The sequence below is a fragment of the Campylobacter concisus genome, assembly GCF_002092855.1.
GTDB classification, from domain to species: Bacteria; Campylobacterota; Campylobacteria; order Campylobacterales; family Campylobacteraceae; genus Campylobacter_A; species Campylobacter_A concisus_AI.
Genome location: NZ_LVLC01000001.1, coordinates 498,620 through 523,624, shown reverse-complemented (window position 1 = coordinate 523,624; position 25,005 = coordinate 498,620). Strand labels below are relative to the sequence as shown.

Genomic DNA, 25,005 nt, shown 5'->3' with positions numbered 1-25,005 from the left:
AGAGAAGAAATTTTAGAACTAACTAGAAACACAAAAGAGACGCAAATTTCTATGAAGCTTAAAATTTATGGCTCTGGTGTTGCAAAGATAGATACTGGCATTGGCTTTTTTGACCATATGCTTGAAGCTTTTACAAAGCATTCTTTGCTTGATCTTGAAATTTCATGCAAGGGCGACACGCATGTGGATTTTCATCACAGCGTTGAGGATGTCGGCATAGTTTTGGGTCAGCTTTTAAAAGAGGCCTTGTATCCTTTAAGTGGCGTTGAGAGATTTGGTGAGGCAAGCGTCGTTATGGACGAAGCTGCTGTTTTTTGTGCGCTAGATCTTAGCAATAGAGCCTACCTTGTCTATGAAAATTTTAATGAAAATGCCAAAGTAGGGGAGTTTGACACTGAGCTTGTGGAGGAATTTTTTAGGGCAGTTGCTGTAAATTCTGGTATCACTCTTCATCTAAATCAAATTCGTGGCAAAAACACTCACCATATCATAGAAGCAACTTTTAAATCATTTGCTGTAGCACTTCGCAGAGCGCTTGCTAAAAATGCAAGGATCGGCACACCAAGTACAAAAGGTGTTTTATGATAGAGATTATATTTTTAGATGTTGATGGTTGCCTCACTGATGGCAAGATCATCTACAATGCAAACGGCGAAGAGCTTAAATTTTTTGATGTAAAAGATGGCTACGCGATAGAAAGCTGGCTAAAGCTTGGTAAAAAAGTAGCTATCATTACAGGCAGAAAGTCAGCCATCGTTGAGCGAAGGGCTGAAGATCTAAAGATAAATCACGTCTATCAAGGTGTTAGCGATAAATTTGAAGTGGCGAGTGAGATATTAAAATTTGAAGGGCTTAGCTTTAAAAACGCAGCAGCTATCGGTGATGACTACAATGACTATAAAATTTTAAATGCAGTTTCTTGGAGCTTTAAGCCAAAAGATGCGATAAAAGAGCTTGATGTAAAGACAAAGCTAAAGCACAAAGGTGGCAATGGCGCGGTTAGAGAGATGATCGAGCTTATTATAAAATCAGAAAATTTATATGACGAGTGGTCGAAGCGTTGGTTGTAAAAATTTTTTACTTCGTCGTGGCCATTTTTAGTGTCGTGATGATATTTTTGGCGGCTCAAGATCCATACCTTGCAAATGTTTTAAAGATCGACACAAAGATATCAAATATGCAGATAAATGACGTGATAGATTATGAGATAAATTCCACGAAAATAAGCGGAGTCTACGAGGCTGATGAGCTAAATAGATACAATGATAAAGATGAATTTTTGAGTTTTAAAGCAAAAATTTTAAGAGGAAATTTAAAACATTTTCTAAGCTCAGACAAAGCAATCTCACAAAATGATGAAATCATCTTTCAAAAGAATGCGAACTATGAAAACAACGATAGTTTGAGATTTATAAGTGACGAAGTGATATATGGAACAAAAACAAAAATAGTAAGATCTGAAGCAAATTTCACGCTCATAAGAAATAATGATAAGGCACTGGGCGAGAGTGGAAGCTATGATCTTGCTAAAAAACAAACGCAGGTAAAAGGGCTAAGGGCATGGGTAGAAGAAAATCAGCGATTTTAGCGGTGATATTGGGTTTTACATTTTTAAATGCAGAGCAAGTTGAAATCACATCAAATGATTTTTTTGCAGATGAGAATAAGCAAACTAGTGAATTCATAGGTAATGTAAATATCAAAAAGGGTTCATTTGATGAGCTTAAGGCAGATAAGGTGGTTGTCTATTTTGACAAAAAACGCCAGCCTATAAAATATGTGGCCACTGGCAATGCTAGAGCTAAAATTTTTATAAAAGATAAGCACTACGACGGCAAAGGCAATACTCTTACATACGAGCCAGCAAAACAGGTCTATACTGTTAGTGGAAATGGCTATTTGCATGAGGTAGAAACTGATAAGAATGTTTATGGTGAAAAGATCGTTGTCAACCAAAAAGATGGCACATATAGTGTAAATAGTGATGAAAAAAAGCCTGTTAAGTTTATCTTTCAGGTAGAGGAAAAAGATAAGTGATAAGGCCACTAGGTGCTAAATTTATCACATCAAGTCCAAGTATAAAAGAGGCTCCAAGCTTCGTAACAAGCGAAGTTGTCTTTTTGGGTAGATCAAATGTTGGTAAAAGCAGCCTCATAAATACACTTGTAAATCAAAAAAATCTAGCCAAAAGCTCATCGACTCCTGGCAAAACTCAGCTTATAAATTTTTTTGAGGCCGAGTTTTGTGAGCAAAAAGATGAGCAGGAAGAAAAAGATAAATTTAAGCTCATTTTTGTTGATTTGCCAGGCTTTGGCTATGCAAAAGTGGCAAAGTCAAAGCATGATGAATGGCGTAAAAATTTAGATGAGTTTTTGAAATTTAGAAGCGACATTAGACTTTTTATACACCTAATTGATGCTAGACATTTTGATTTAGACATAGACGTAAATGTGGATGCTTATCTAAAAAGCTTTTTAAGAGCTGATCAGAAAATTTTAAATTTATATACAAAAAGCGATAAGCTAAATCAAAGCCAAAAGAGTGCGGTAATGAAATTTGACCCAAGCGGCATCTTGGTCTCAACTCTTAATAAAAGCGGTATCGAAAAGGCTAGAGAAGCTATCATAAATAACGCTCTTGGTAGATAAAATGCAAACCATAAGCAGCTTAGATATTAAAATTTTTAAAGAATTTTGGTGGGCTGTTTTTTTATTCTCATATGAGATCGCAACTACGCAATTTGGCTTTTTGCCACCACTCATTGGTATTTTTTTTACTTATATGATTTTGGAGTATTCAAGAAAACAAAAGCAATACGACGAGTTTAAGCACAATTGGTACTTTGCGATAATTTTTATAATATTTGCTGAGCAAATTCATGGATTTCATCTTTTTTCAACGATTATTGCTTTTTTACTTTTTTATAATTTTATTTTAGACTGGCTCTATACCACGATGAAGTGGCGAAACTGCCTACTTATCATCTTTGTAGCAGCTGGATACGCTTTAACATTTCTTGTAAATAATCTATTTGCTTACGTTTTAAATGAGCAAAATTTAGCATTTTCGACTGAATATCTATTTTTTATAGCATTTGAAAGTATCCTTGCTATCGTTCTTTTTAGGGATAAAGTGCTATGAGGATGCGCATCGTCTTTAGTGTAATCGCTCTTTTTTGGATTATACTTTTGGGACGAATTTATCATCTAAGCATAAACTCAAATACTTACTACAACGAAATTGCAGAACAAAACGCGATAAAAACTATTTATACTCCGCCAGTTAGGGGTATCATCTTTGACGCACATGATAAGCCAATGGCTGTTAATCGTCTTGGCTTTTCAGTATCCATTAGACCTCATTTAAGTGCTAATAAAAAGGTAAAAATTTTAGATGATGAGCTAGCTTACATTGGCTCACTATTTAGTGATCTAAATGTTACAAAGCTTAAAAATGAATACATAAAAAATGACTCAGCTTATAACCAAGATTTTATAAATGTGGTCGAATTTATTGATTATGATAAATTTTTGCCATTTTTTGCATCACTTTCTTTGCGTGAAAATTTAGAGATAAGGCCCGCTTCAAAACGCCACTATCCGTATAACGATCTGGCTTCTCACATTATCGGCTACGTCGGTAGGGCAAATCAAAAAGATATGGACAATGATCCTTTGACAAAGCTTACAAACTACATTGGAAGAAGTGGTGTGGAGAGGTTTTATAATCCGATCTTACAAGGAATTCAGGGATTTAAAAAGATAAAGGTAAATGCCTTAAATGAAGAGATAGAGCAGATAAGCTATCAAGCGCCACAAAGTCAAAACATAAAGCTCGCCGTCGATCTTGAGCTTCAGCAGTTTGTCTCTGATGTCTTTGGTAAGGATGCAGGAAGCGTCATAGTTATGAGTCTAAAAGACGGTGCTATCATAGCTGCTGGTAGCTTTCCAGAGTACGATCTAAACCCATTTGTGCTTGGAATTTCTCAGCCTGAATGGGAAGAGCTTGTAAAAAATGTCGATCATCCTTTTACAAATAAGCTAATAAACGGCCTTTATCCGCCAGGATCTGTCGTAAAAATGGGTATGGCACTTGCGTTTTTGGATAATGGCATGAGCAAATACGATAGCTTTTTTTGTAGTGGCTCGTATGAGCTTGGAGGGCGTAAATTCCGCTGCTGGAACTCTCACGGACATGGAAATGTTAATATGAATACGGCAATTAGAGAGAGCTGTGATGATTATTTTTATAAAGGTAGTCAAAAGATAGGGATTGACGCTATCGTGCCGATACTTGAGCGTATGGGATTTGGTAGAAAAACCGAGGTTGATTTGCCAAATGAGTTTGTGGGGACTTTGCCAAGCAGAGAGTGGAAGATGAGAAAGTATGGCAAAGCGTGGTTTCAAGGTGAGACCCTCATCACTTCTATCGGCCAGGGAAATTTCTTAGTCACGCCTATGCAAGTGGCAAAATATACAGCAGGCCTTGCAACTGGGCTAAATGTGACTCCACATTTTTTAAAGAGCATTGATGACAAGGATGTTGATTTTACACCAACAGATGATGCTTTTACGCCGTTTGAGAAATCACAGTTACCAGCTATTAGGCATGCAATGTATGAAGTGGCAAATCACCCAAGAGGCACGGCAAATAGGCATTTTATTGGAAGCTTAGTTAAAGTTGCTGCAAAGACCGGTACTGCCCAGGTCGTTGGAATTTCTCAAACTGAAAAGAAACGTATGAAAGAAGAGGATATGGCGTATTTACAAAGATCTCATGCGTGGATGACTACATATGCGCCTTATGAAGATCCGCAATATGTCATTACAATGGTTATCGAGCATGGTGGCCATGGTGGAAGTGCGGCTGGGCCAAAAATCGCTCAAATTTATAATAAACTCGTTGAAATGGGATATATAAATTTAGAAAAAATCCAAAGCGATCAAAATAAGAAACAATACGATAAGAAAAAATAAGATCACTAAAAAGTCGTGGTAGTGACCACTCACTTAGAAATTTTTACCTTGTGCTTGGTACGTTTTTAGCTAAATTTATTAACTACTTTTTAATCCTCTTTATTAAATTTTGGTAAGTTTGACTGAGAATTTATGTTTTTAGTAGCTAGCAAGAGTCTAAGCGTTGATATATCTTTAAATTCGTTAAATGCTCTTGCTTAATAATTTGCCACTTTTAGAGGCCCATAAGGAAAATTTTTGATTTTTATATGCGATTTTATCAGTAGCGTTTGCCTTTTTAAAGCCATTTAGCCTTAGCCTACAACTATCACAAAGTCCGCATGCCTCGTCATCGCTTTCGTAACAGCTCCAAGTAAGCTCTAGTGGCGAGCCAAGCTCAAGCGACTTTGCTACGATGTCAGCCTTGCTTAAATTTACAAGTGGAGTAATTATCTCACATGAAAAACTAGGCGATGTGCCTAAATTTATAGCCTCGTTTATGCTTTTTATGAAGCTTTCTTTGCAGTCAGGATAGCCTGAACTATCTTCTTCTACGACACCGATATAGATAGCTTGTGCATTTTCTTTTTCCGCAAGGGCGGCAGCAACCGAGATAAAAATACCATTTCGAAAAGGCACATAGGTATTTGGCACATCTTTTTCCACTCCATCTTTTCTTATTTGCAAGCTTTCATCAGTTAAAGAATTCCCGCCTATTTGGGCAATAAAACTAACATCTAAACTCATCTTTTTTGTAATGCCTAGTCTTTCGCAAATTTCGTTAAATGCACGTTTTTCACGTTTCATCGTTCTTTGGCCATAGTCAAAATGAAGCGCTACGATATCATATCCAGCCCTTTTTGCCATTACAGCACAAAGCGTGCTATCCATACCGCCACTCATTATACAAACTGCTTTTTTCATATTTTGCCTTTTATTTTTGCTAGAATTATACAAAAAGTTACTAAGGAAAGAGCCTAAAATGATACTTTGCGAAGAGAGCTATCCAAAAATTTTAGATGAAATTTGCGAATATTTGACACTAGGAGAAATCGAGCTAGTCTTTGTTGATAAAGAAGAAATGAGAGAACTAAATAAAACTGAGCGAGGCATTGATAAAACGACAGATGTTTTAAGTTTTCCACTTGAGCTTGTCATTCATGCCCCACTTGGTTCAATCGTTATAAACAAAGATATGGTAAAAGAGAAAGCTGCTGAGCTAAATCATAGTGAAGAGGCCGAAACCGCACTACTTTTTACACATGGATTACTTCATATCTTGGGATTTGATCATGAAAAAGATGATGGCGAAATGAGAGAAAAAGAGTGCGAGGTTATCAAGAAATTTGAGCTGCCTAAAAGTCTAATCGTAAGAAGCGAGGATGTTAGGCTAATTGATCTTATAAATAATAAAAATTTAAAAGAGTAGATTTTCTTCAGATATTTTGTGAAGCTCTTCTAAAAGCTCCTCTTTTCGGCATAAAATCAATATATAGATAAAATTTTTAAGCTTTTTTATCTCACTTAAATTTTGAAAGTAGATTGCGTTTTGTACTTTTAACAGAGAGCCTTCTGGCAAACAAATTTTTATCTCATCAGGGCTAAATTTTTTATTTAAAAATATACTTTGGCTTATGAATAAATCTTCATCACTTTCAGTAATTATGGCTCTAAAGCTATTTCCAAAACTAGTAGGAATAAAATTTTTATCTATAAAAATCGGGTCAAAATGCCCGTGAATCCTACCTTCGTAAGGTTTAAATGAAATTTTATTACTATCAAGAAATTTTAAAAGCCCATAAAACATCCCAGCAAAAACTCGTGGTATGTTTAAGTTTTGATAGTATGTTTGCTTAAAGACTGTGTTTGTAAAAAAGATCGAGCTTGGATTTATCTCGTGCATAGTTGTATCTGTGTAAATGGTCTCAAAAAGAGGCGATATTCGCTGAAGTGTTCTTGTATCATTGCCGAAAAAGATATCAAAGACTTTTGCGTGAAAAATTTGATTAAAAAGCTCAGTAATATTTTTTGACATGACGTGTGCGTTAGAGCCAAGCTTTGATTTTTCTAAAAAGTCATTTATAAAAGGATTTACGGCGCAAAATTTTAGATCTTTGTGAGTAGCCTCAAATCTCATGAGCTTTATCATGGTAGTTTGCAAGCTACTAACTTTTAAAAAGGCGATCTCTTTGTCGATAATTGGCACATTATCTTCGCTAATTATGGCATATGCACCTTGTTTAATCGCTGTTTCTATGTCACTATCGTTTGCGTTTAAGCAAATATACGCAAAGCCACGTCTTACATACTTTAGCTCGAAAACAAACTCGCTTACGCTAGTTATCGTCGGTGCGTTTAGAGCCTCGGCATTTATTAGACGAGTTAAATTTTCTATTGTCATTTAGCCAACGATCGCGCCGTTTTTAACTTTGCCTTGCGTACCAAGAAGCGTTAGCGAGCCGTCTGATGCGCTTAGGATCATGCCTTGAGAGACATATTTTTTCATCATCGTTCGCTCTTTTAAATTTGCTAAAACGCAAACTTGTTTGCCCACAAGCGAGCTAGGCTCGTAGTATTTGGCGATACCAGAAAGAATTTGACGTGGCTCATCTTCACCAAGATCTATCTTAAATTTAAGCAGCTTCTCGCTACCTTCAACCCTCTCGCACTCGAGCACTTCGCCTACTTTTATCACTACCTTGGCAAAGTCATCAATGCTAATAATTTCGTCCTCTTTTTTATCCTCTTTTGGCTCAGCTTTTGCCTCAACCTTTGGCTCATTTGCCTCGCCCATTAGCTCTTTTTCTATCCTTGGGAAAAGTGGCTCGGTAGCTTTTGCCACAAAATTTGAAATTTCATTTTTTAAGACAAGACTTTCATAAGAAGCCGTATCTATGCTAAAACCAAGTGTGTCAGCTATCTTTTCACAAGTTTTTGGCATAGCTGGACTAAGTAGCGTCGCCACTTTTGCAAGCAAATTCGCGCAAAGTGCCACAAGTGCATTTGCCTCGTCAATTTTGCCAGCTTTTACGAGTGACCATGGCTCATACTTCGCAATGGCTGCGTTTGCTAGGGTTACGACCTTCCAAAGATCCTCTAAATAGCGGTTTGTTGCTAAATTTTCTAAATTTTTTATAGCTTCATTAAGATAGCCCTTTGCCTCGTCAAGTTCAGCTTTGTGAAATTTGATCACGTCTTTTGAACCAATTTTATAGTCGCTATACTTTGCGCTCATGCCAACAATGCGGCTTAGCAGGTTGCCAAGTCCGTTGCCAAGTTCTGAGTTTATACGCTCGATCAAAGCCTTTTGGCTGTAATCGCCATCTTGTCCAAACGGCACCTCTCTAAGCAAAAAGTATCTGAAATTTTCAAGTCCATAAGCGTTTGCAACCTCTCTTGGGTTTATGACATTGCCCTTGCTTTTGCTCATTTTTTCACCATTTATCGTCCACCAGCCGTGAGCTGCTACGTGTTTTGGTAGTGGTAAGCCAAGACTCATCAAAAATGCCGGCCAATAGACCGCGTGAAAGCGTAAAATATCTTTGCCAACGATGTGAGTAGTGTATGGCCAAAGATTCATTCTAGCGTCATCTCTTGAATATCCTAGTGTTGTTAAGTAGTTTATGAGTGCATCAAGCCATACGTACATAACGTGCTTTTCATCGTTTGCGCTTTTTGGTAGCTTTATGCCCCAGTCAAAGCTCGTTCTCGTTACCGAAAGATCTTTTAGTCCACCTTTTACAAAGCTTACGACCTCGTTTTTCTTACCTTTTGGGATGACGCAAAGCTCGTCATTTTCGTACCATTTTAAAAGCGCGTCTTCATATTTTGAAAGCTTGAAAAAGTAGCTCTCTTCTTTGACTAAAGACGTCACGCGGCCACAGTCTGGACAGTGATTGTCTTCTAGCAGGTCTCTTTGATTAAAAAAAGTTTCGCAGCTAACGCAGTAAAAGCCTTCGTATTCGCCTTTGTAAATATCGCCATTTTCTTGCATCTTTTCAAATACATTTTGTACGGTTTGCTTGTGCTCTTCGTCGGTCGTTCTTATAAAATGATCGTAGCTTATCTCAAATTCATCCCAAAGTGATCTAAATTTCGCACTGATCTCGTCGGCGTACTCTTTTGGAGTCTTGCCTCTAGCACGAGCTGCCTGCTCGATCTTTTGTCCATGCTCGTCTGTGCCCGTCATAAAATAGGTCTCTTTGCCTTGCAAGCGGTTAAATCTAGCAAGTGTATCAGCGATAATGGTTGTATATGCATGGCCAATGTGTGGCACGTCATTTACATAATATATTGGGGTCGTTATATAAGCTTTTTCTTTCATATTTTTCCTTTAATTTTAAAAATCAAATCCGCCATCGCTGCCAGTATTGCCTTTTGACATCGAGTTATAGCAGCTATTCACGTACTCTTTTCTTGTCTCGCAGTCAAAAAATACTTCGCAGTTAAAACAGCTTTTTTGCCCTTTTTGGCTTTGGCACTCTTGCAAAATTTTTGCTTTTTGCTTTAAGGCTAGTTCAAATGCGTCAAGTGACTCGCTTGCTTGTGTTTCTTGCATTATTTTTGCTCGTAAAATTTATGTAAAAGTGAAATTTCATCACGTGAGCCAAAAAAGCATGGCGTTGTTTGGTGAATTTTTTCTATTTTTATATCAAAAAGCGTTCGGTTTTTGCCGTCTGTCGTTGCGCCCTTTGCGTTTTCATATATAAAGGCAAAGGGCAACACTTCAAAGACTACTCTTAGTTTGCCATTTGGATGATCGCTCGTTGCTGGATAGCTAAAAAGACCGCCACCTTTTAGCAAAATTTGATGCAAATCGCTCACCATCGCACCTGAGTATCTTAGTCTGTGGCCTTGGTTGAATAGCTCATTTATGAAATTTCTATGCGTTTGGCTCCAGCCCTTTTGCGTGGCTCCCGTGGCATTTAGCTTGCCTTTTTCTTTTAGCTCAAGCTCTTTTACAAATTTAAACTCGCCATCTTTGCCAAGTCTATAAAATTTAGGCAAAGCGCCCTTTTTCTCAGCAATTACAAGCTCAAGCCTTGGACCATAGATGCTGTAAGCTGCGGCTATTAAATTTTCTGGTTTTACTTCGTTTTCGTAGATACCAAAGATCGAGCCAACGGCAAAATTTACATCAACTAGGCTTGAGCCATCAAGTGGATCGTAAGCGATTATAAATTTAGCATTTTTATTTATCTCAAGCTCGTCCTCTTTCTCTTCGCTAATTAGTGCTTTTACGCATGAAAGCTGCTTAAATTTAGCCGTGATGATCTCGTCGCTTTTGACATCAAGCTTTAACTGTGTGTCGCCTGTTGCGTTTTCGTGAGTTGTGTAGCCAAGATCGGCGTATTTTATCACTTCGCTTATCTCTTTTGCGATCTCTTTTATAGTGTTAAAAATTTGATTTAATTCTTGCATTATACAGCCTTTGCATTTTTGATTATCCACGCACAAATAGCGTCTATATCGTCTAAATTTATATTTTTTATCTCGTAAGGAATTTGTTTTTTATATGTTGCGATCGCGTCTGAAAAGCTAAGATAAGATTCGTCGATCTCGCCTTTAAAAACGCTTAGTCTTGGCAGTGGAAGCGTCTTTAGTCCTTCAACCAAGAGCATGTCAAACTCGCCGAGCATTTTAATAACATCGCTAATTTCTTGTGAATTTTGTGAAAAATAAGTTGTTCTAGTTGGACTCATCACAACAACGTCGGCCCCAGTTTGTGAAAATTTAAAACTATCTTTGCCTTCGACATCAAATCTTGCCTTATCGCCAGGGTCGTGTTTTACTATCGCAACCTTTAAACCATCTTCTATAAATTTCTTTGCAACTTTTAAAATAAGGGTCGTTTTTCCGCTATTTGAAGGACCAGAAAAAGCGATAGCAAGTCTTTTCATAAGAGCCTTTTTTATTAAAATTTCTTGCGATTATAGCTTATGTTGGCTTTAAAATTTATGAGTGAAATTTAAAAATTAAAATGCTAAAATGCAAGAAATTTTAAAAATTTAAGAGTTTTTATGAGTAAATTTATATCATTTTTTGTGCTGATTTTGATGATGTTTGGCTGTGCTGGTGAAAAAGTAATCGTGCATGAGCCATTAAAAAATGAGCTTTTGGCTTACACAAGTAAGAGCGAGATCATTGACGGCACCGATAGAACGCTAGTTGTAGCAACTTATCTAAATCCTATTTATAACTCAGATTTAGATGCAAGCAAAGAGCACTTTTTGGTGGCCATAAATCCAAAAGAGCACGCTAGTGAGCTAAATAATATCAAGGTAAACAACGACTCAAATGCCACAAATGCAAGGCTACTTGATGAAAATGACGAGATGCTAAAATTTGCTGGGTTTTCGATGCCTTGGGCGCTCTATTATGAAGTGACCGCACCAAGCAAGCAAAGCGATGATCTCACTCTTAGTTTCGAAATTTATCAGTCAAGGCCGGTTTTGTTAAATTTTCGAAAAGTTGCGAAATCTTTATATTGGAACCAGTAAGCGCCATATAGATCACGTAGTTGGCAAGCACCTTTTTGCCGTAGTTTCTAGTCTCTGCGACTGGGACAAGCTCGATCGATAAAAATGGCTCAAATTTTCCCTCTTTAAACATATCATCTCTTGTGATGAGCTTTTTGGTAAAGCCGATACCGCCATTATATGCGTAGGCTGTAAATAGCGGGTGATAGAGAAATTTATCAAGATAGTTTAAGTGGTGATTTGCAAATTTAAATGCAATATCTGTTTTAAAAAGATCATCCTCATCAAAATTTGGGATTTTTAGCTCTTTTTTACCGATCGCATTTGCTAGAAATGGCATAAACTGCATCATGCCAAGGGCGTATGAAGTAGAAACCACGCTTGGGATAAAGAGACTCTCTTGTCTAGCTAGGGCGTAGATCATCGATTTTCTTTCGTTGCTGATACCATTGAGCTCAGGAGAGCTTGGCATCAAGAAGTATTGCTTCTCCCAGCCATGCGCCTTTTGCATGAAGTATGCATAGGCACCGATACTTTCGTTTGTATAAAATTTCTTCGCAAATTCGCTTGCTTGCGTGGCGTTCATATCCTTTGCAAGGGCTACAGTTTTATTCCATAAAAATGGATCGCTCACATCAAAATTTTCAATGTTTTGTTTGCTTGGTCTTGGCACTATAACCTCAAGCGGCTCACCACCTACCACATCTCTTGCGTAAAGCGAGTAGATATTTGCGTCCTTGCTGGCACTTAGCTCTTTTAAAAAGCTTTCGTTTTTGCTTATCTGGTACTGCCAAAAGGTCGCATTATCTCTTTGCCATGCCCTTTCAAATGTACTCTTGGCTCTTGCAAAAAGACTAAAAGCGATATCGTCTTGTCCTAGTAAAATGGCATTTAATCCAAGCGTAAAAGCATCATTTTTTTCAGTGACAGCTGGATCGATACTTAGCAAATTTCTCATAAAACCTTCATATTTTTTATTAAAAACAATATCGTTTAATAAATTTGTAAAGCCCTTTTGTGAGTAGAGCTTGGTCATAAAATTTGCATCAAAGCTTTCGCTAAAAAGTATACTTTTATTTTGCGGGCTAGAGGCGTTAAATAGCTCTAAAAAGCTCTTTGTATCGTTTAAATTTGCAAAAACTTTAGCCGGATTTGGCTCATTTAATGCGAGTAAAATTTTTGATTTTTCTGGATTTGTCTTTGCAAGATTGGCTGCTAAAATTTCACGAGTATGATTGTCAAGCTTTAGGCTAAAAGCAATAGATGTTAGCAAATTTTGGCAGGTTAGATTTGCCTGGGTGATATTTTTTGCATTTATACCAGGACATTTGCTAGGAGCTGCTTTTGGAGGTAAAATTTTATCGATTGATTTTTGAACAAGGCCTGCTTTTCTAAACACATCACGCGAAAGATCTGCGATCTGCTCTTTTGTGTAACTGCCCTCGTTAATAAGACGGTTGATGTAGTAGTCTTTTGCAAGGCTTTTTGGCTCGTTTTTTAGCTCTTCATAGGTATAAATTTTAGCTAAAAGAGCAACACAAGCAAGAGAGAGAATACTAAAGTGACGCAGCAAAACCAAATAAAAGCCTTATTAAAAATTGATCTAAAAATTGAAGTGCTAAAAGCACAATAAGCGGAGTAAAGTCGATACCACTAAAATTTGTTTTTATGTAGCGCCTAATAAAGCTATAAACTGGCTCAGTTAGCCTATAAAGTAGCTGCACGACTGGCGAGCCAGGATCAGGTCTGACCCAGCTAATCAGAGCTGCTGCGATGACGATCCACGTATAGACCGTGATGATAAGGTGCAAAATGTTTGCGATCGCTGAAAATAGGGTGGAAAGTATCATTTTTGCTCCTAGATTAAAATTTTAGCCAGATCATCTTTGATAAGAGGATAGAGTTCACTAAGCTCAGGACCGTGAAGGTCGTTTGTAAGAAGCGCACGTAGCGGCATGAAAAAGTTTTTACCTTTTAAATTTGTAACGCTCATAAGCTCTTTTTTAAACTCATCAAACGTTTCGCAAGCTTTTAAATTACGAGCTGCTTTTTTGATGATCTCAAATTCGTTTTTGTACTCATCTGGAGCTATTTTTGGTGAGTATATAGCCTCTACTTTTGCTTTTATCTCAGGTACTAGTGAGCTTTCTTGAGTGTAAAATTTAACTAACTCAGCCTTGCTCTCATCTACGCCAAAAATTTCTTTTATGCGCTCCTTTGAAGCAAGCTTGATGTGTTCTCTATTTATCTGCTCAAGTTTTTTCACGTCAAATCTAGCAGGTGAACGTGAAATTTTGGTTATATCAAACCACTTCACCGCCTCCTCGATCGTAAAAATTTCAGTTGGAGTTTTGTTTCCAAGAAGTATCAAATAGTTTGCAATCGCCTCAGGTAAAAATCCCTGCTCAAAGAGCCATTTTACGCTTGATTCGTTCTCGCGTTTGCTCATTTTTTTACCTTCAATATTTAAAAGTATAGGCAAATGGGCGTAGTTCATCTTACCGGTATAGCCAAGGCCCTCGCGTATGAGGTCTTGCTTTGGTGTATTGCTCACGTGGTCCTCGCCACGTATGACAAAGGTTACGCCCTCAAGCATATCATCGACTGCGCAGGCGAAGTTATAAGTTGGTGTTTTGTCTGCTCTCATGATGACAAAGCTATCAACGGCGTCTGGTTCGAAGCTTAGCTCGCCTTTGATCGCATCTGTAAAGCTCATAGTGCGCGTTGGCTTTTTCATACGGATGACAAATGGCTTCTCACAGTTTAAAACTTCAGCATCGCTTAGTCTCTCGCAGGTACCGTCATATCTATATGCCACACCTTGCTCTTTTGCTTTTTGTTTTTTTGCCTCGAGTTCTTCTTCGGTGCAAAAGCAAGCAAAGGCCTTTTTGTCAATGAGGAGCTTTGAGGCTAGCTGTCTGTGGAATTTTAAATTTTCACTTTGGATGTAAATTTGCTCTGGCTTTATACCAAATTTGCTTAAAATTTCTAAGATATCTTTCTCTTTTCCCTTAATATTTCGCTCTTTGTCGGTATCTTCTATGCGTAAAATAAAGCCACTTTTATCTTGCAAAGAACAAATATAATTAAAAATAGCGGCACGTAAATTTCCTATGTGCATATCTCCTGTTGGAGAGGGTGCAAAACGATACATAAGCTCATTCCTTACGTTAAATTTTGAGTTTGGATTATAACACCAGCTTGATAAATTTAAAGTTATGTAATTTGATTTTTTTAGCCGAAGCAAAGCATTTCTTGAATAAAATCCGAACAAAAATTTAACATTTTTAGGAGAAACAATGAGTTTTATAAGCGAATTTAAAGAATTTGCGATGCGTGGAAATGTCATAGATATGGCTGTTGGTGTTGTTATAGGTGGCGCGTTTGGAAAGATCGTTTCATCACTAGTTGGTGATGTCATCATGCCAGTTGTTGGCGTTTTAACTGGCGGTGTAAATTTTACTGATCTTAAGCTTACACTAAAAGAAGCGGTAGATGGCGTACCTGCTGTTACGATAAACTATGGCTCATTTATACAAACAATGGTTGATTTTTTAATAATCGCATTTTGTATTTTCTGCGTTATCAAAGCTTTAAATACACTTAAAAATAAATTACCAAAAGAGGAGCCAGCTCCAGCAGAGCCTGAAACTCCAGCTGACATAGCACTTCTAACTGAGATTAGAGATCTACTTAAAAAATAATTTCATAAATTCAAAGGGAAAATTCCCTTTGAAAATCTATTAAAATTTATCTTATTTTTATATGCTAAAATATTTTTATTTTAAAAAAGCGAGTAAAAAAAGGCGAGTGAAAATATGATAGAGAAAATCCCATTTTTTCAAGGCTTAAACGAAGAAGATTTAGCCAAACTTGAAGCCATAAGTGTTGTAAAAAAGTATAAAAAGGGCGAATTTTTATTTATAGAAGGCGAGGAGCCAAAATGGTTAATATTTTTGATAAGTGGCTCTGTTAAGCTTTATAAAACCACGGCAAACGGAAAAGAAATTTTTATTCATCAGTTAGCACCTATGAATTTTGTAGCTGAAGTCGTAAATTTTGAAAATATTGTCTACCCGGCTAGTGCCATTTTTACCATATCTGGCGAGGTATTAAAGATAAATTATGAAAAATTTGCAGCAGAATTTTTAATAAAACCAGAAATTTGTATGAAATTTTTAAAATCAATGTCTGAAAAGATAAGAATCACAACAAATCTACTTCATCAAGAGTTAATTTTAAGCTCAGAAGAAAAAGTGGCTAGGTTTATTTTAGATCATGAAGATTTATTTAATGAGCTAAAACATACAAAAATTTCATCAATACTTAATATGACTCCAGAAACTTTTTCAAGGATTTTAAATAAATTTAAAACAAATGGTTTGGTTAAACTTGACGAAAAGAACCAAATTTTGGAAAAAGATGTAGGTGGACTGCAAGAAATTTATTCTTATTGAAAGTTAATATCAAATAAATATTTTTATTTACTTAAAGAAAAAATTTATATATTTTTTGATAGTATTCACTTAAAATTTTCGTAAAAATTTACGATATATTGATAAATTCAGGAGGAGATTTTGGCTGAAGTTAAGAAGAAATTTTTTGTTTGGTCATCTGTTATTATCGGCATTGTGATCGGACTTATTGCGTCTATGGGTATTGCTGATGCGCTTCATGCAACTGGTAGCGGCTACATCTGTACCATTTGCCACACTATGGATCCTATGAATGCTGCATATCATGAAGATGTACACGGTGGCAATAACAAGCTTGGCATAAAAGCTGAATGTTCAGCCTGTCACCTAAATCATACAAGTGCCTATACCTATGTACTTACAAAACTTAAAGTATCGATAAATGATGGTTATAAGACATTTTTTACAGATACGGACAAGATCGACTGGCGCAAAAAACGCGAGCATGCATCTCACTTTGTCTATGATAGTGGATGTTTGACTTGCCACTCAAATTTAAAAAATGTTATTCAAGCTGGTAAATCATTCTTGCCACATAGAGATTATTTCGTTCTTGGAAATCCTAATAAAAAATCATGTGTTGACTGCCACGAGCACGTTGGTCACAAGAATTTAGGACTACAAATCGATAAATTTGAAGCAATTAAAAAACAAGAAAACAATAAAACCAAGTAAGGAGGAGAGATGTTTAAAAAGTCGCTAATGTTATTAGCCTGTCTAATGTCTTTTGGCTTTGCCGCAAACATGGATGCAAATAAATCTGATGCTTTAAACCTTAATGTTGTAAAAAACATTAAAGTTGCTCACAAAATGTCAGACTTATCAAAAAGCTGTGTTGAGTGCCACGCTAAAGAGACACCCGGCATAGTTGCCGATTGGAAAAATAGTCGCCACGCTCACGTTGGTGTAAGTTGTATGGATTGCCACTCTGTAAATGCAGATAATCCTATGGCTTCAGTTAAGGTGCATCCAAAAGATTCTAACAACCACGTATCAATGCTAGTTAGCCCAAAAACTTGTGCTAAGTGCCACGAGAATGAGGTTGAAGAATTTGTTAAGAGTGGTCACGCAAGAGGTGCTATGCAAATGTATGCTAACCCTGCGATGGTAAAACTAATGTATCACTATGAAGGTATGGATCATCCAGAATACAAAATGGCTCCAGACGCTACTGGTTGTACACAGTGCCACGGAACCGTCATCAAACTAGACGCTGATCACAAACCTACAAAAGAGACTTGGCCAAACTACGGTATAGGTAATGTTTATCCTGATGGTGGCGTAGGCGGATGTAAATCATGCCACAGCGCACACACATTTAGCATAGCTGAAGCTAGAAAACCAGCTGCTTGTGCATCTTGCCACCTTGGACCTGATCACCCAGATATTGAGATTTATAACAACTCAATGCACGGACATATCTATAATAGCGAAGCTCACAAATGGAATTTTGATGCTGCTCCTGATACATGGGATGTACCAGACTTTAGAGCTCCAACTTGTGCAGCTTGCCACATGAGTGGTGTTGGTGAAACAACAACAACTCACAATGTTTCAAGAAGACTAAAATGGAACCTATGGGGCGTCAGCAGTAAGCTAAGAACAGCTGGTGATGAACAAGCTGCTGTTGTTTACGAAAAAACTGGCAAACTAACCATAGGAACGCCACTTGCAGGTCATCCAAATGGACCAGAAGCAGCAAGAGCTGAGATGAAGCTAGTTTGTAAAGCTTGCCATACATCAACTCATACAGATAACTTCTTCATTATGGGTGATAAGCAAGTAGAGCTTTATAACGTTTACAATGCTGAAGCAACTAAGATGCTTGAAGAGTTGAAAGCTAAAAACTTACTACTCGCAGACGCTTGGGAAGATGAATTCCAAGATGTTTACTATCATATGTGGCACCACGAAGGTCGCCGTATGAGACAAGGTGCTTTAATGGGTGGTCCTGACTACTCACACTGGCATGGAGTATTCGAAGTTAAAAATGATATTAGAAAACTTCGTGAGATACACAAACAAAGAATGGAAACTGGTAAAGTTAAATAATTCTTTATAAGGTGGGTTTTCTCCCACCTTACTTTCTTAAATAACTATTAGATTTACTCAACTTAAATCATTTTTTATACGTTCAAAACTATACAATTTTTAAGACTAATAACATTAAAAGTAAGATATTAATTTTTATAGTACAAATTTAAAAATATAAAATATAATTTTTTATTTTTACAAGGAGAATTTTTGGGACTTTTGAGAATTATTATTGGAGCATTTATATTTAGTTTTCTTATAAATTTTTATTCATATAACCGTTTCATAAAAAAGGTTTCATTTTTTATACCACATCTTGCAAAAATCAGGATACTTTTATATGTTATTTGTATTCTTGAGTTTATATTTGTTCTTCAGATCAGGTTTTCATTCTTAAGCATTGAGCTTTATTTGATCGCTGGTACGCTCATAGGATTTTCACTATTTTTGTTTGCTGTTAGTCTATTTTACGATATTTTACGTAGTATTTTTTCTAAGAGTAATTTTAGTCCAACAAGACGAAAATTTATAAAATTTTGTTTTGATATTACATTTGTTATTTTTGTAATTGCTTGTTTTTTAAAAGGTATTTTCAATGCTTTAACACCACCAAAGATCAGACAAGTAGATATAAAAATAAAAAATTTACAAAGCACCCTAAAAATAGCCATGATAACAGACGTGCATATAGGAGAATTTCTGCAGAAAGATTTTATGAAAAAACTCGTCAATGACATAAATTTGGTAAATCCTGACATCGTAGTGATAGTGGGCGACTTAGTTGATGTAAATGCTGCTTTTATAGGAGATTTTTTGGAACCATTAAAAAGCCTTAAAAGCACTTATGGGACTTTTTATGTCCCTGGCAATCATGAGTATTATCACGGGATAGATGGTATTTTGGAAAAGATCAGTTCTCTTGGCATAGAAATTTTAGGTAATAAAAACAAAAAAATCGCAAACATTAATCTAGCTGGCATTTACGATTTGGCTGGCATTAGGTTTAAACATTTGGAGCCAAATTTAGATGAAGCATTGACAGGACGTGACCCATCGCTACCTACTATCTTGCTCTCTCATCAGCCAAAATTTATAAAATCAATGCAGCAAGACGTTGATTTGGTGCTTTGCGGTCATACGCACGCTGGTCAAATTTTTCCTTTTGGTCTTTTGGTTTTACTTGATCAGGGATTTTTACATGGCCTTTATAAGATTAATGATAAAATGCAAGCTTATGTTAGCAGTGGTGCTGGATTTTGGGGGCCTCCTGTTAGAATTTTTGCTCCAAGTGAGATTGCAATATTAAACTTAAGTAAGGAATAAAATGAATAAAGACAATATGTTTTCTCAAATTTTTGGAAAGGTTGCAAGGATTAACTTTTACAAGCCACTTCAAGAGGCCATAAATTCTTTTTACATAAAGCTATTTAAGATAGATATGAGCGAGTTTAAGCCAGCAAATAAATATAAAAATTTAAATGAGCTTTTTACTAGAAGGCTCATAAAACCAAGAGATTTTGATGCAGCAGATGAGATGTTTATAAGCCCAGTTGATGGTACTTGTCTTAGTTTTGGCAGCACAAAGGAGTTAAGGGCCTTTAGCATAAAAGGCATGGAGTATAGTGTAAGTGAGCTATTGGGGCAGAGTGAGTTTGAGGGTGAATATGACTTTGCAAATATCTATCTTAGCCCAAAAGATTATCATCATTATCATGCGCCTTGCGATATTGCCATTAAAAAAGCCATATATATTCCGGGTAAACTTTACAGCGTGGCTACAAAATGGCTTGCAAAAGTGGATAGTCTTTATACAAAGAACGAACGCGTAGCGCTATTTTGTGAGATGAAAAATGGTAAAAAACTTTGGCTTGTTTTTGTAGGTGCGTTAAATGTCGGAAAGATGAAATTTTGTTTTGATGAGCGTATACAGACAAATGCGATGGCAAATTTTACACAAATTTACGAGTATGAAAATTTACATATCAAAAAGGGCGAACGCCTTGGGAATTTCGAGCTTGGCTCAACTATCGTGATACTTAGCGAAAAAGATGCGATCGAATACAATCTCTTTGAAAATAAAGAGCTTAAATTTGCTGAGACCATTGGAATAATAAAATAAATATGCTAGGCATATAAGTAAAATTTTTATACCTTACTTGGTTGGTGTCCTATTTGCTTAGATTTTAGTGGTAAGTTCTATATGGTCTTTAAAAAAATATTATAGATTTAAAAGTTTGTAAAAGATGATGAATACATTATTTTATCTATCGAAATTTCTCTCGACTTAGTACTTTGTCCTAAGATTTAATTGGCTTACCCATAAAATCCATATTGATATCACAGAGCTGATAGCATTTACATCATTGCTTGTATAGAGAAGCTTATGTATCAATAAAGATATTAATAAGGCATAAGATAACTTAGTATATTTTTTAAAAGAATTTTTATTAACTATAATAAGGAAGTTTAAAATCGTCTTACAACCCAAGACTTAAATATTTTTATGTGTAAATTTTGACTATTTAGCCCAAAAGAGGGCTAAATTTAGACATTAAACCTAAAGTGCATCACGTCGCCATCTTGCACGACGTAGTCTTTGCCCTCAAGTCTCATCTTGCCAGCCTCTTTGGCTCCGTTTTCGCCGCCATGTGCGATGTAGTCCTCGTAACATATCACTTCAGCCCTGATGAAGCCCCTCTCAAAGTCATTATGAATGACGCTTGCTGCTTTTGGCGCTTTCCAACCTTTTGTAATCGTCCAAGCCCTTACTTCCACGACGCCAGCGGTGAAATAGCTTATCAAATTTAGCTTTGCAAAAGACGTTTTGATGATCTTTTCAAGTCCGCTCTCGCTCGTGCCAAGAGAGGCTAAAAACTCGTGCGCCTCTTCGTCGCTTAGTCCGATTAGCTCCTCTTCTACTTTGGCGCAAAGCTTGATCACCTCGTGGTCTGAGGCTTTTGCGTACTCTTTTAGTGCTTTTACAAATTTATTATCTTCACTAAGTCCTTCTTCATCGACGTTCGCACCATAAACTACCTCTTTGGCGCTTAAAAGTCTTAGCTCTCTATTGAGTGACAAAAACGCCTCACTATCTCTTTGCTCAAAGCTACTTGCGCTTTTGCCCTCATTTAGATGAGCCAAAAGTAAATTTGCTATCTCAAGTGCCTCTTTAGCACCTTTTGCATTTGCCTTCGCCTCTCTTGTGAGCTTTTCTATCTTTTTGTTTAGCTGCTCGATATCAGCTAGTATGAGCTCGGTTTGGATGATCTCGATGTCTCTTACTGGATCGACACTGCCCTCGACGTGAGTGATGTTTTCGTCCTCAAAGCAGCGAACTATGTGCAAAATAAGCTCGGTCTCTCTGATGTTTGATAAAAATTTATTGCCAAGTCCCTCGCCAGAGCTCGCCCCTTTTACAAGGCCAGCGATATCGACAAATTCGATGGTTGAATACTGAATTTTATTAGGATTAACTATCTTTGCAAGCTCATTTAGGCGCTTATCAGGCACTGGCACAATGGCTTTGTTTGGCTCGATAGTGCAAAACGGATAGTTTGCGCTCTCGGCATTTTGCGCCTTTGTAAGTGCGTTAAATGTCGTTGATTTGCCCACATTTGGTAGGCCTACGATTCCAACTGAAAGTCCCATCAATTCTCCTTGCTAAGTGCTTGTAAAAAGTATAAATTCATCCTAACGCCAGCTCCACTCGCACCTGCTTGGTTATATCCCCAAGCCTTTTCACGGTACGCTGGACCTGCGATATCAAGGTGTAGCCACTTATCTTTATACTCATCTTTGATAAATTTGGCCAAAAACATGCCAGCCGTGATCGCGCCGCCATATCTGCTTGAGGCGCAGTTGCTAACGTCTGCGATCTGGCTTTTGATAAGCTCGCTAAGATAAGGGTTAAAATCAAGCATAGTCGCTAGTTCGCCACTATCTTTTATCTTGTTTTTAAACTCACTTTTTAGGCTCTCGCTGTTGCCCATGATGCCAGTTGTGTACTCGCCAAGTCCCACGACGCAAGCGCCAGTTAGGGTCGCCATGTCGATTAGGATGTCTGGTTTAAAGTCTTGTGCATAGCTTAGGCAGTCAGCCAGCACCAAACGTCCTTCTGCGTCGGTATTTCTAACCTCTATGCTAACGCCACTTCTTGAAATAAGCACGTCGTCTGGCTTATAGGCGTTGCCACCGATCATATTTTCGGTGGCACCCAAAATGGCATGAATTTCAAATGGTAAATTTAGCTCCGCTGCACCTTTTATGATGCCAAGTGCTGCTGCCGCGCCGCTTTTGTCTGATTTCATCGTTAGCATATAATCAGCCGGCTTTAAGCTAAGGCCACCGCTATCGTATGTTAGCCCTTTGCCAACAAAGATGATGCGTTTTTTAGACTTTTTAGGCTTGTAGGTTAGATGGATAAGCCTTGGTTTATGCACGCTTGCGCGATTTACCGCCAAAAATGCGTTCATATTTTCTTTTGCTAGAAATTTCTCGTCATAGACCTCGCACTTTATGCTTGCAATATTTTTGGCTAAATTTTGCGCATCCTCGGCCATCTTTTGTGGTGTATAAATTTCTGGTATTTCATTTACGATATCTTTTGCGAAATTTGTAGCATTTGCTATTATCTCTGCTTCTTTAAAGCCCTCATTTGCAGCTTTTAGATTGACCTTTTTGCCAGCAAATTCTTCAGTAGAAAAGATGATCTCTTTTAGGGTGTATTTCTCTTTTTTCTCTTTATATTTATTAAATTCATAGCTTCCAAGCAAAAAGCCCTCAGCTAGCGCCTCAAAGCTTAGTTTTTGACACTCTGCTACGTAAGAAGCTAGCTTTATGCTCTTAATGTTTAGCGATTTTAGCGCGTTATAAGCTTTAGCAGCAGCAAGTCTAAGTTCATCAAGATCAAGCTTAGAAAGTGGCACGTAAGCCCTTTTTACCTCGCTTAGAACAAGGACGCTATCGCCTTTGTAATTGTTAAATTTAATAGCCTCTTTATCGCCTATAAATTTATGTTTTAACTCCTTATCTACTACGAAAATTAGTTCAATATCAGCTTTTATATCTTTTAATTTTTTATCAACTATTTGAAACTGCATGTCTTCTGTCTCTCCTTTCGTTTAAAATTTTATTTTCGATGCGCTTAAATGTATAGATCAAAAGCCCCATAAATATGGCAACCACTGGGATAGCGACATACCAGTGCTCTTTTGCTTTTTGAAGCAGCACTAATATATGCTCACCAAGTATCCAAGCAGGTATGGTGGTGATCGCCGCCCAGCACCAAGCGCTGATCAAATTTATAAAGGCGTATTTTTTAGCATCATAGCCGGTAAGTCCTATGCAAAGCGGTATGATGACACGAAAGCCATACATATAGCGTTGCAAAAAGATGATCGGCCAGCCGTATTTTTTCAGCATTATGTGCGCCACTGCAAATTTTCTCCGCTGCGTGTGAAGCCTTTTTGCGATGTATTTTTTATTGTAACGGCCAAGGTAGAAGTAAATTTGATCCCCTACAAAGCCTCCAAGTCCAGCCACAAAGATAGCAAGTGCGATGTGCATGTGCGTGGTGTGAGCGAGAATTCCAGCCATTATTAAGGCCATCTCGCCCTCCATGATACACCAGACAAAAAGTATGATGTAGCCGTACTCTTTAAGCAGTTCTATAAAAAACTCTTCCATTCTAAACCTCTAAAACGCTGTAAATTTTAGTAAGCGACTTTAGCTTTTCGCTACCTTTTAGATCGACTAGATCTATGAGAAAGCACGCTTCTACGCAGGTTGCGTTGGTTTGATTGATAAGCTCAACTGAAGCCTTTGCAGTGCCTCCAGTGGCTATGAGATCGTCCATCAAAAGCACTCTAGCGCCCGATTTTTCTCCAAAAGCATCGATGTGAATTTGCACTTCATCGACGCCGTATTCTAGGCTATATTTTTGAGAAAGCGTGATAAAAGGCAGTTTTTTTGGCTTGCGAATAGGCACAAAAGGTAGCCTAAGTCTTGCTGCAAGCGCCGCGCCAAAGATAAAGCCTCGTGACTCGATGCCAGCGATGTAGTCGATATTTGCATCCTCATATCTAGCCACCAAATGATCTATCAAAAAGTTAAATGCTTCTTTGTTGTTTAGTAGTGTCGTGATGTCACGAAAGACTATGCCAGGCTTTGGAAAGTCATTTATGCAGCGAATAGAGTTTAGTAAAAATTCTTTGCCTTTTTGATCTAAAATTTTCATAAATTTCCTTAAATTTGATGTTAAAGTAGCGCTTCGATCTTGCCTTCAAGCTCACGGATGCGTTGTCTTAGCTTATCGTTTTCTAAGCGGTACTGGGAATTTCTTGTGCGAAGTGAGGTCACGTCGTTTTTGGTCTTATTTAGCTCGTCTGTCAAGATGTCGATGTTACCGAGGCTTCGCTGAAGTTGGATCTGAAATTTTCTTATGACGACCTCGGTGTCTTGGAGGTTATTTTTCATAAAATCTTTTGTCGCACGCTCTTTTTTTAGAAGCGTTTTAAAGTAAAAAACCATTACAGTTAGGTAGATCGCAGCACAAACAAGAGCGGTAAAAACGATCCACTCGCCTATCATTTGCCTGCCTCAAGCTCGATTTTTTTGACTCTTCTTTCGTGTCTGCCGCCTGCAAACTCTGTTTTTAAAAATGTTTCAAGTGCTGCTGTAGCCATGCCTGCACCGATAACTCTTGCGCCAAAAGCAATTACATTTGCGTCGTTGTGTTCTCTTGCAAGTCTTGCGGTAAATTCGTCGTGACAAAGGGCACACCTTACGTTTTCATGCCTGTTTGCAGCGATTGAGATGCCAATGCCTGTGCCACAAATGAGCACGCCATAGCAGTCAGGCTCAAGCTTGCTCGCTAGCAAATGCGCATAATCAGGGTAATCAACGCTATTTTTGTCATTCGTACCAAGGTCAATGACTTCATAACCAAGCTTTTTTATGGCTTCTTTTAGCTCTGCCTTAAGCTCTACTCCAGCGTGATCGCAAGCGATAAAAATTTTATCTATTTTCATGAAAAATCCAATAAATTTTTTGCAGATTATAGTG

Annotated in this window: 30 protein-coding genes; 15 read left to right on the top strand and 15 right to left on the bottom strand. The window is 37.4% G+C overall.

From position 1 onward, the window contains the following. Positions 1-9 precede the first annotated feature (9 nt). The 7 genes from hisB to mrdA are packed head-to-tail and all read left to right on the top strand — an operon-like array spanning position 10 to position 4,976. The gene (hisB, locus tag A3223_RS02635) at positions 10-585 is read left to right on the top strand and encodes an imidazoleglycerol-phosphate dehydratase HisB (protein ID WP_180378693.1); all 576 of its coding nucleotides are present in this window, start codon (positions 10-12) and stop codon (positions 583-585) included. Then, on the top strand, positions 582-1,070 hold the full coding sequence (locus A3223_RS02630; RefSeq protein ID WP_084108579.1) for a KdsC family phosphatase: 489 nt from the start codon (positions 582-584) through the stop codon (positions 1,068-1,070). Before hisB ends, A3223_RS02630 begins: the two co-directional genes overlap by 4 nt. Next, positions 1,061-1,588: an LPS export ABC transporter periplasmic protein LptC gene (locus tag A3223_RS02625; protein ID WP_021090489.1), complete on the top strand. Its 528-nt coding sequence runs from the start codon at positions 1,061-1,063 to the stop codon at positions 1,586-1,588. The genes A3223_RS02630 and A3223_RS02625 overlap by 10 nt, the downstream gene beginning before the upstream one ends. Further along, positions 1,561-2,037 carry a lipopolysaccharide transport periplasmic protein LptA gene (gene lptA, locus A3223_RS02620; protein WP_021090473.1) on the top strand — a complete coding sequence of 159 codons (477 nt, stop codon included), beginning with the start codon at positions 1,561-1,563 and terminating at the stop codon, positions 2,035-2,037. Before A3223_RS02625 ends, lptA begins: the two co-directional genes overlap by 28 nt. Next, positions 2,034-2,648 (top strand): ribosome biogenesis GTP-binding protein YihA/YsxC, encoded by a 615-nt coding sequence (gene yihA, locus A3223_RS02615; RefSeq protein ID WP_084108576.1) that lies wholly within the window; start codon positions 2,034-2,036, stop codon positions 2,646-2,648. The genes lptA and yihA overlap by 4 nt, the downstream gene beginning before the upstream one ends. Position 2,649: 1 nt before the next feature. Continuing rightward, positions 2,650-3,141: a hypothetical protein gene (locus A3223_RS02610; protein WP_084109265.1), complete on the top strand. Its 492-nt coding sequence runs from the start codon at positions 2,650-2,652 to the stop codon at positions 3,139-3,141. Then, positions 3,138-4,976, top strand: a complete 1,839-nt coding sequence (gene mrdA / locus A3223_RS02605; protein WP_084108574.1) for a penicillin-binding protein 2 — start codon at positions 3,138-3,140, stop codon at positions 4,974-4,976. The genes A3223_RS02610 and mrdA overlap by 4 nt, the downstream gene beginning before the upstream one ends. Before the next feature lie 183 nt (positions 4,977-5,159). Here the strand turns inward: mrdA and queC are convergent, their stop codons facing one another. Further along, positions 5,160-5,912 carry a 7-cyano-7-deazaguanine synthase QueC gene (queC, locus tag A3223_RS02600; RefSeq protein WP_257639224.1) on the bottom strand — a complete coding sequence of 251 codons (753 nt, stop codon included), beginning with the start codon at positions 5,910-5,912 and terminating at the stop codon, positions 5,160-5,162. A 25-nt stretch (positions 5,913-5,937) separates the two neighbouring features. Here queC and ybeY point away from each other — a divergent pair, with 25 nt between their 5' ends. Next, positions 5,938-6,384: an rRNA maturation RNase YbeY gene (ybeY, locus tag A3223_RS02595; RefSeq protein WP_084108568.1), complete on the top strand. Its 447-nt coding sequence runs from the start codon at positions 5,938-5,940 to the stop codon at positions 6,382-6,384. Here ybeY and A3223_RS02590 read toward each other — a convergent pair. The 5 genes from A3223_RS02590 to mobB are packed head-to-tail and all read right to left on the bottom strand — an operon-like array spanning position 6,373 to position 10,855. Next, on the bottom strand, positions 6,373-7,356 hold the full coding sequence (locus A3223_RS02590; RefSeq protein WP_084108565.1) for a ferrochelatase: 984 nt from the start codon (positions 7,354-7,356) through the stop codon (positions 6,373-6,375). The genes ybeY and A3223_RS02590 overlap by 12 nt on opposite strands. Next, positions 7,357-9,279 carry a methionine--tRNA ligase gene (gene metG, locus A3223_RS02585; protein ID WP_084108562.1) on the bottom strand — a complete coding sequence of 641 codons (1,923 nt, stop codon included), beginning with the start codon at positions 9,277-9,279 and terminating at the stop codon, positions 7,357-7,359. 15 nt (positions 9,280-9,294) lie between these two features. Further along, on the bottom strand, positions 9,295-9,513 hold the full coding sequence (locus tag A3223_RS02580; RefSeq protein WP_021090564.1) for a hypothetical protein: 219 nt from the start codon (positions 9,511-9,513) through the stop codon (positions 9,295-9,297). Further along, a complete protein-coding gene (locus tag A3223_RS02575; RefSeq protein WP_257639223.1) occupies positions 9,513-10,376 on the bottom strand; it encodes a class 1 fructose-bisphosphatase in 864 nt (287 codons plus the stop codon). The genes A3223_RS02580 and A3223_RS02575 overlap by 1 nt, the downstream gene beginning before the upstream one ends. Continuing rightward, positions 10,376-10,855: a molybdopterin-guanine dinucleotide biosynthesis protein B gene (gene mobB / locus A3223_RS02570; protein ID WP_084108556.1), complete on the bottom strand. Its 480-nt coding sequence runs from the start codon at positions 10,853-10,855 to the stop codon at positions 10,376-10,378. The genes A3223_RS02575 and mobB overlap by 1 nt, the downstream gene beginning before the upstream one ends. 120 nt (positions 10,856-10,975) lie before the next feature. Between mobB and A3223_RS02565 the strand changes: the two genes are divergently transcribed. Beyond that, complete coding sequence (locus A3223_RS02565) at positions 10,976-11,455, top strand: hypothetical protein (protein WP_084108553.1); 480 nt, start codon at positions 10,976-10,978, stop codon at positions 11,453-11,455. Here the strand turns inward: A3223_RS02565 and A3223_RS02560 are convergent. Genes A3223_RS02560 through gltX form a run of 3 tightly spaced genes read right to left on the bottom strand, consistent with a single transcriptional unit; the run spans position 11,376 to position 14,588 of the window. Further along, positions 11,376-13,013, bottom strand: a complete 1,638-nt coding sequence (locus A3223_RS02560) for a lytic transglycosylase domain-containing protein (protein ID WP_084108550.1) — start codon at positions 13,011-13,013, stop codon at positions 11,376-11,378. The two genes, A3223_RS02565 and A3223_RS02560, sit on opposite strands and share 80 nt — an antisense overlap. Then, positions 12,991-13,284 carry a YggT family protein gene (locus tag A3223_RS02555; protein WP_084108547.1) on the bottom strand — a complete coding sequence of 98 codons (294 nt, stop codon included), beginning with the start codon at positions 13,282-13,284 and terminating at the stop codon, positions 12,991-12,993. Before A3223_RS02555 ends, A3223_RS02560 begins: the two co-directional genes overlap by 23 nt. An 8-nt stretch (positions 13,285-13,292) precedes the next feature. Beyond that, positions 13,293-14,588 carry a glutamate--tRNA ligase gene (gene gltX / locus A3223_RS02550; RefSeq protein WP_084108545.1) on the bottom strand — a complete coding sequence of 432 codons (1,296 nt, stop codon included), beginning with the start codon at positions 14,586-14,588 and terminating at the stop codon, positions 13,293-13,295. A gap of 145 nt (positions 14,589-14,733) precedes the next feature. On the opposite strand from gltX, the gene mscL reads away from it, so the two are divergent. The 6 genes from mscL (at position 14,734) to A3223_RS02520 (ending at position 20,062) form a co-directional block, all read left to right on the top strand. Continuing rightward, positions 14,734-15,138 carry a large-conductance mechanosensitive channel protein MscL gene (gene mscL, locus A3223_RS02545; protein WP_084040854.1) on the top strand — a complete coding sequence of 135 codons (405 nt, stop codon included), beginning with the start codon at positions 14,734-14,736 and terminating at the stop codon, positions 15,136-15,138. A gap of 114 nt (positions 15,139-15,252) precedes the next feature. After that, positions 15,253-15,891 carry a Crp/Fnr family transcriptional regulator gene (locus A3223_RS02540; protein WP_084108542.1) on the top strand — a complete coding sequence of 213 codons (639 nt, stop codon included), beginning with the start codon at positions 15,253-15,255 and terminating at the stop codon, positions 15,889-15,891. A 120-nt stretch (positions 15,892-16,011) separates the two neighbouring features. After that, a complete protein-coding gene (locus A3223_RS02535; protein ID WP_009294580.1) occupies positions 16,012-16,584 on the top strand; it encodes a cytochrome c3 family protein in 573 nt (190 codons plus the stop codon). Between the two features lie 9 nt (positions 16,585-16,593). Beyond that, positions 16,594-17,961, top strand: a complete 1,368-nt coding sequence (locus tag A3223_RS02530; protein WP_084108539.1) for a multiheme c-type cytochrome — start codon at positions 16,594-16,596, stop codon at positions 17,959-17,961. A 192-nt stretch (positions 17,962-18,153) separates the two neighbouring features. Then, a complete protein-coding gene (locus A3223_RS02525; RefSeq protein ID WP_084108536.1) occupies positions 18,154-19,266 on the top strand; it encodes a metallophosphoesterase in 1,113 nt (370 codons plus the stop codon). Between the two features lies 1 nt (position 19,267). After that, entirely contained in the window at positions 19,268-20,062 is a 795-nt protein-coding gene (locus tag A3223_RS02520) for a phosphatidylserine decarboxylase (RefSeq protein WP_084108533.1), read from the top strand. Positions 20,063-20,487: 425 nt separating this feature from the next. Here the strand turns inward: A3223_RS02520 and ychF are convergent, their stop codons facing one another. Genes ychF through rpiB form a run of 6 tightly spaced genes read right to left on the bottom strand, consistent with a single transcriptional unit; the run spans position 20,488 to position 24,971 of the window. Then, positions 20,488-21,591, bottom strand: coding sequence for a redox-regulated ATPase YchF (gene ychF, locus A3223_RS02515; RefSeq protein WP_084108530.1), 1,104 nt, complete (start codon positions 21,589-21,591; stop codon positions 20,488-20,490). Then, positions 21,591-23,042, bottom strand: coding sequence for a leucyl aminopeptidase (locus A3223_RS02510; protein WP_084108527.1), 1,452 nt, complete (start codon positions 23,040-23,042; stop codon positions 21,591-21,593). Before A3223_RS02510 ends, ychF begins: the two co-directional genes overlap by 1 nt. Then, the gene (locus A3223_RS02505; RefSeq protein ID WP_021083652.1) at positions 23,023-23,628 is read right to left on the bottom strand and encodes a DedA family protein; all 606 of its coding nucleotides are present in this window, start codon (positions 23,626-23,628) and stop codon (positions 23,023-23,025) included. Before A3223_RS02505 ends, A3223_RS02510 begins: the two co-directional genes overlap by 20 nt. A 1-nt stretch (position 23,629) precedes the next feature. Continuing rightward, on the bottom strand, positions 23,630-24,178 hold the full coding sequence (apt, locus tag A3223_RS02500) for an adenine phosphoribosyltransferase (protein WP_084108524.1): 549 nt from the start codon (positions 24,176-24,178) through the stop codon (positions 23,630-23,632). Positions 24,179-24,198: 20 nt separating this feature from the next. Further along, entirely contained in the window at positions 24,199-24,531 is a 333-nt protein-coding gene (locus A3223_RS02495) for a hypothetical protein (protein WP_002939538.1), read from the bottom strand. Further along, positions 24,528-24,971 (bottom strand): ribose 5-phosphate isomerase B, encoded by a 444-nt coding sequence (gene rpiB, locus A3223_RS02490; protein WP_084109263.1) that lies wholly within the window; start codon positions 24,969-24,971, stop codon positions 24,528-24,530. Before rpiB ends, A3223_RS02495 begins: the two co-directional genes overlap by 4 nt. Positions 24,972-25,005 lie beyond the last annotated feature (34 nt).